Consider the following 6,814-nt stretch of genomic DNA (forward strand, 5'->3'; position numbering starts at 1 on the left):
TAAAGCTAAGGCTAAAGCACGCAAGGCCAATAAGGAGGTGAGCGCTGAGGATATGGATGAGAGGGATATAGCCAAAGATGCCATAGATCGCTTTATTGCTAGTTATAAGGGCTTGAATTAAGGCAAAAAGGCTGGCGATAGGAGTTTTGCTCCAGGGTATGAAGACTTGGAAGATTTGTATTTTTGTGGGGAACTTTTTGGAAAAAAGATTATAAAGAGACTTTGAAATACTTCAAAAAGACTGCAGATATGGGGGATACTAAAGCGTGTATCAGCTTAGTGTAAATAAAAGGCTTGGTGTGCAAAAAGACCCACAAAAATCTAAGGAATACTATAAAAAAGATGAGAGGAAGAAGAGGAAAAATAAGAAGAAATGCGCTAAAGCAAGCCACCTAGAAGTTTAAATCCTTCTTTTGATCGCTCTTTTGCTTTTCTACAACTTTCATAATTTCAGTAGCACCCTTTCAAATTCCTTAAGAATGTCGCCATCTTTAAGGTTAATCTTAATGGATTCCTCTACCTCTCTCTCTTGTTCTTCTAATTTTATTTTTGCGATCTTGATTTCAGATTCTTTACTATCTGCAAAAATAGCAGAATTTTTAATGGTAAATTGGCGAGATTCCTTGCCATTTTCGTATTCTGAGCTTAACCCCTTGATTCCTTGTTGCTTACAGCAACAATACAAAGCATAACCCAGAAGATCTTTAAATGTTTTTTCAGAAAAGTTTTTTCTCTCTAAAAGATAAACTTCCTGGTTGTCCTGATAATCTATTTTAATTCTCCCACACTCTTTATCCTGTCTACTATTGATAAACACAAACATTTCTTTTTGTTGGATCAAAAGTTGTTCCCACCAGAATCTTTCTTGAAGTCGACATGGAATGTCTAAGAGTTTTTCTCCCTGAGGATCAATGTAATTCTTAATTATATATTTCATTTTTTCTTGTAATGTCTGTTTGAGAGGATTTAAAAGATTATCTAAGAACCTTTGGAAATAGGGCTTGCCTTCATCAGGTTTGTTTTTAAATAGTTTAAAGACAAGATCTCTATATCTAAACATCCCCATCTTATGGCAGTTGCCAAAAAATTGGTTGGTTGCTTCTACACTATAATCTCCAAAACACAAAAACGCTCTTTGGAATAGCGCTAAATTATCCTCTCTACCATTAAGAAAGAATGTATCTAAAATATCCATTGTCAATTTGGCGTAGTCTTTAAATTTTTCTAGATCTTCCTTGCTATTCATTTTGCTAAAATCTAGCAAAAAGTCCACATAACCCACTAAGTATTTATGATCGCTTGTTTCTTCTAATGCCTCTTTCCAATTTGGATTATCAGAGATAAGTTTGGCTTTTCTTTTTTCTAGATTGTAGACTGTTTCATGGAACTGTGATTCCCTTTTATGTTCAGACAAAAACTCGTAGAAATTGCTACCAATCCCCCCAGAAATTTCTTTAAAAAGCTCAAAAAATCCTACAATATCTTCGGGTTTGTCCAAGCGGTGATTTTCTATGAAATGCCCACATGTGCGCAAATAATCCAAATCTAATTTTTCTGCACCGGCTTTGATTATAAATAAAAGTGCAAAGAAATAGCATACCTCTTTGTTCTCTAACTTTTGATTAAAAAACTTAGGTCCTTCAACTTTAAAAAACCACTTCTCTTTCCCCTCACTTTGCCATTTTGGTAAGCAGTCAATCATTTGATCGAGTAGCTCTAAATTATCTTTATTTTGTAAAAACCTATAGGATTTACCAATGGTACGCTCTGTATTCAAAATATCTGTAATAGTGATATTTTCTTGGCCTTCTTGGTTCTTATTGTCTCCGTTGGGATTCTCAGAGTCGAGTGCAAAAAAGGCATTGGCATAGTGCAGGAAATGGAAATAGCGATCATCAAAAGTATTTGGTTTTTTGTTATCAAAGAAATAATCACTCCACTTGTTATCCATATTCGCAAGCAATTTGGGAGGGAGATTTGCCTGTTCTATAAATGCCTTGAGATTTTCAAATTTGCTGAGCAATTTACCTCTAGCATTCATCTTGATGTAGAGATCTTCGCCCAAGCCAAAGTTTTGCATATTGATAACACTTAAGGAGATATTCTTTAATCCTGAGATCAAACTCTTTAAACCCTCTAGATTTTTGTCCCGTAAGCGCTTATGGATGCAATCGAGCATAGAAACCATAGCTTTGATTGTAGGATCATTGTTTAAATCCTCTTGTTCTCCAAATGTTCCTCCCTGTTTGATTGTTTGGCTAGGAGAAACATCCGTTTTAAAATACTTCTCTTTATCTAAAAGTTTTCTGCAAAAATTTTTAGAACTCTTGCGGGTGCTGTAGCTAAATCCTTTAAGTTTATCCTTGATCGTATCAAGTTGTTTAGCTCTCTTATACAAGAGAAAGTGTAAAAGCCATAGAGTGGTTACGCGTTGTTGTCCGTCTACGAGTTTGAAAGTTTTATCTTCCTCGTAGCCATAGACAAGATCGAGATGAAGTTTTCTAGATCTGCCTTCCAAGACAACAAAGAGTGCATCTAAAAAAGCATTCGCTATGGCGATCTGCGATCGTCGTCCCTGCGCATAATCTCTTTGGAGCATGGGAACTTCTATTTTTTGGACCTTATCTGTAGACCCTTTTAAAAATTTAAAGTCTAGAAAATCTAAAAAGGTGTAGGATTCCATGCTTATCCTTCTTGGACTGTAATGCCGTATTCTTCTAGATATTTTACAATCTCGTTCAAATAGTCTTCCTGGTCTTCCTTGGTAAAAATATGATCACCTCTATTCCCACTCCTAGAAAAAACTTTTTTAAACACTTCCCGCGTGCAGATAGGAATGAGTCGTTTTTGATCATCAAGCTCTTGGATTTTCTGTTGTTTTTTGTTAAAGATGAGATTGCCTATAGCGCTATTAGATCTTTTATCTAACAGGGTGAGATTTTGCAAGGTGTGCAGGGAGTCATCTCCTGTATAAGCCTCATCTATTCTTTTGAGTAACCTCTGTGTTTCTATGATATGAAAAAAATCCTGATCCTTTTTATTTAAAGACCCTTCGATTTCCGCCTTAAGTGGCTTATCTTTATCTTCAAGATGCTTTTGCACTTGCTCTAGCCAGCCTTTAGTTTTTTGCACAAGTTCTTTTTCAATCTTCAAAAATAAGCTTCTAAATAGAGAAAATAAATCCTTTTCTTCTGTTTTCTTTAATTTCTCTAAAAATTCTTTGATTTCTTTCTTGAGTTCATTACTTACCCTACCCTCCTTGCTCTTGATCAATTCTTTCAACTGAATTGCTATTTTTTCTATACTCTCCTTTTTTATGTTCTCGTCCTCTTTCTTGCTCTTGCGCCTCTTCGTAAACTTTCTTAGTTCGGCCAAGATTCTTAATTCCTTCTCCGATACTACGCTTTCTGATTTTTGCGCATAAACATGTTCCAAACTCCATTGTTCCAGCACAAAGCGATTGAATTCAAAATAGGCATTAGAAGACTGATCCCTAACTAGATATTCCAAATTAAAGAGCAAAAGAAGTGCCTGCAGGGCTTCTTTATCCTCGTCAAATGTTAGCTCATCTATTTCTTTTCTTTTATCTTTTCCCCTTACACCTTCTCCTTTCAGTTTTACGTAGTACCCGATACTCTTTTTTACTTGCTTAAAAAGATAGTCTGCAAACTTATCTTTCTCCCTTACCTCTAACCATTCTTGATATAAATCGTGTATATGACTACCTTCTTGAATCAAGAACCCTAGGTAATGAAAAATTTTTCTATCTACTGGCTCTTCTCCTCTTGAGGCAAAGCCAGAGAGAGTGGCGATTGCTTCTTCAAGCTTGCCCCATTCTGCTTGAATCTTTTTATTCTTATAACACTTATAAAAGTGATCAAATAAATAATCTTCGCTGTCTTTATGCACAATCGCTTTAAGATACACCTCTATTCTTTGGATATCATCAGATAAAACTTGCATTTCTTCCATGATATGCTCTTTGCTCACATGCTCTAATACACAGTAAATAAAATCGTTATTATCCCTAGCCTTTTTTTCAGCCTCATACCATTCCCCTGCCCTCTCTTTGATCTCATCTTCCTCCTCTGTTTGCTCTGTTTTAGCTAAAAAAAGAGCTTTAATCTTTTCTGCCTCTAATAGAGGGATCTTGCCACTATTTAAGCGCCTAAACACTTCTTTTTCTTCATCTTGACTTTCATGCCAGAGCACTTTGCATTCATTAAGTAAGGTTTCATAAAATTCTTTCTTCTGGTTGTCCTGTTTGTCCTTAAAGAAATTTTCAATGGTCTTATAAGTCTCTTTAAAGTGGTAAAAATCTATATCAAGCCCTTTATCCTGTTGTGATTCCTTTTTAATATTCTGTTCCTGTAAAAATTCAAAACTTTTCTTTCTTGTCTCATACTCAATTGTAAATAAATCAGAACCATCAAGGTACTTAACGATTAAAAATAAAGTTGTCAAGCGTTGCTGCCCATCAATTACATTCCAAACTTCCTTACCCTCTACTTCCTCGTTCTTTTTAACGACTAAGGGCTGCAGACTGTAATATTCACCTGCCTTCTCCTTAATAAAATCTGTAATGTCCTTAAGCAAAATCTTGACTTCTATTTTTGTCCAGCGATACCCTCTTTGGTAGGACGGTATTTTAAAGATGAGATCCTTAAGACCTCCCACAGTGCACAAAGAATTATTTTTCATCTGTAGCTACCTTGGAGAATTATTTAAGAAACGCCAGAATAACACTTTTATTCTTAAGGAATTTAAAGCTTGTGAGTGTAATACTTCTTATACTTGAAGTCTTGTGGTGGACAATTTAGATCAATTTTACTCCGCGCTTCTAGGAGGTGCTGTTGCCTTAGATTAAGGGGCTATAGCCCAATCATGTAGGTGTATGTTCTAAGAGTATCCTAGTGGGGCTTAGCTAGTCTTATGTACTCCAAGGTGTTATTATTAAGTTTTAGCATAATTAGGTAAGCAACTGAATTTTTTAGACTTGTTTGTTGGTAGTATGTTGGGTTGGTTCTTGTACGCTAAGTGTGGGTACACTTGTACTTCCTAGCCCTATTATAATAGAGATAGGGCTAAAAGCCCGCCCATTTTTAGTGGGTAGGTGATTTACAGAGAAAAACTTTTATCCTATACAAAGAATCTAGTTCTCTTAAAAAAATTGATTAAAAATAGAAAGCAAGACCCATAAAAATTAGGGCGCAAAAAAGATCTGCTCTATCCGCTTCTTACTTCAAATTCTTTAGCAAAAAATCTAGGTACAGCAAATAAAACATACCCAAAAGAGTGGGTAAAATTCTCATTAAAGCAAAAGTCTCAAAAATCATTTTTAATCCGCTCAGCGATAAAGTAGTCCAAAGAAAAACACCTAAACACACACCACAAGCGGCCAAAAACGCCCCTTTAATATTTGTTTTAGAGCACAGGCAGAAAAATCCATAGATAGACTAAATATCTTGGACAAAATCAGGAGACATCTTTTCTGCTACCCTCTTAGCAAATTCTGGATGGGATATGCGTAAGTCTAATCTATTATCTTTATAAATTTCCATGCAGCGACCAAAGCCATGCGGGGTTTGTAAAAGCGCTTCTATTTCTGGATGATAGATAACATGGTAGCGGGCGCTAGTAAGATGTTGAGGATAGGGTACAAAATACCCAAGACCATTGCCATTTGAGATGACAAAAACAGGCCCCAAGCCTAGAGCCATTGCAAGATGGGGGACACCTGATTCCATAGATACAACAAAAGAAGCCTGAGAAAGCACATGTACAAGTTCTAACAAACTAGTTTTATGCACTAAATTAAGCACGCGTGGACAGGATTGCTCAATCTTTGTACCTTCTAAAACTTCACCTGCAGTACCGCACAGCATAATTTTAAAAGAGGGATCTATTTTTTGAGCTAGTTGTATCCAAGAGGCTAAAGCCCATTTTCTACGAGGACTTGATGCGCCTAAAACAAAAACACCATACTTTTCAGGGCAAGGGAGAGAGAAATCTTTTGGCAAAGAAGGCAGATCAAGATGATAGGTGATTTCTGTAAGAGGTTTTCCTAACAACTGACTAAAAACATATCTATTACGATCAAATTCAAAGAGAGGCGCAAATGAGGTGTCTATCATGGTGGTATAAAATGTCGGATCGTTAAACATGTTATAGGGGTCATGAGGGAGCTGTACTTCTTGTGTGCAAATTTTATGGCTAGCAGGGAGGAACCGGGCTAAATAGTCATCTGCCCAAATACTGCGTCTGCGCAAGGGAATGAAGATGGTTGTATAGCTTTTACATGAGAGCTGATAGAGTATTTTAAGATGGTAGAAAAAGCCATGGATATAAGAATGCCACCTGGATATATCCACTGGAATGATGTGATCTAAGTAAATTGCATCACAGGCCTGAACTATCTCGTAATAAGCCGCATTGCACACAAGGGTGATTTCATAGTCCGCGTAAGTCTCACGCAAAGGTTGTAAAAAATTTCTAAATAGACAATAATCTCCCAGGTTATCAAGCCTAATCACTAAAAGGGTTTTGCAAGAGGGGGGGGTTCTGTGCTTACGCGTCATTAAAACCACTACAGAACTCAAAAAGAAAAGCGGGCGACCTGCGATGGAGAGTAGAAAAGATCGGCACTGTTTCTTAAATTTATCCACATAATCACGAGACAAAAACAGCATAACCCCTAACAACCTTGCAACATTTGTCTCCAACACCTAAGCAAGAGAGCCTTGAGCCTGTGGCCCTTGCAAACAAATGCAAGGGCATTTCTCTAAGAAAGGAGGTGATCCAACCGCAGGTTCAC

4 protein-coding genes are annotated in these 6,814 nt (G+C 36.6%); all 4 read right to left on the bottom strand.

Annotated elements, in window-relative coordinates; all coding sequences use genetic code 11:
- Positions 1-442: 442 nt before the first annotated feature.
- The 4 genes from G6Q06_RS08070 to G6Q06_RS08085 all read right to left on the bottom strand — a co-directional run bounded on the left by G6Q06_RS08070 (position 443) and on the right by G6Q06_RS08085 (position 6,689).
- The gene (locus G6Q06_RS08070; protein ID WP_163566278.1) at positions 443-2,683 is read right to left on the bottom strand and encodes a DUF262 domain-containing protein; all 2,241 of its coding nucleotides are present in this window, start codon (positions 2,681-2,683) and stop codon (positions 443-445) included.
- A 2-nt stretch (positions 2,684-2,685) separates the two neighbouring features.
- On the bottom strand, positions 2,686-4,701 hold the full coding sequence (locus G6Q06_RS08075) for a DUF262 domain-containing protein (protein WP_163566279.1): 2,016 nt from the start codon (positions 4,699-4,701) through the stop codon (positions 2,686-2,688).
- Between the two features lie 536 nt (positions 4,702-5,237).
- A complete protein-coding gene (locus G6Q06_RS08080; protein ID WP_205436014.1) occupies positions 5,238-5,453 on the bottom strand; it encodes a LysE family transporter in 216 nt (71 codons plus the stop codon).
- Positions 5,454-5,456: 3 nt separating this feature from the next.
- The gene (locus G6Q06_RS08085) at positions 5,457-6,689 is read right to left on the bottom strand and encodes a glycosyltransferase family 9 protein (protein ID WP_163566280.1); all 1,233 of its coding nucleotides are present in this window, start codon (positions 6,687-6,689) and stop codon (positions 5,457-5,459) included.
- Between the last annotated feature and the right edge of the window lie 125 nt (positions 6,690-6,814).

Origin of the sequence: Helicobacter suis (genome assembly GCF_902196135.1) — a bacterium.
GTDB classification, from domain to species: Bacteria; Campylobacterota; Campylobacteria; order Campylobacterales; family Helicobacteraceae; genus Helicobacter; species Helicobacter suis_A.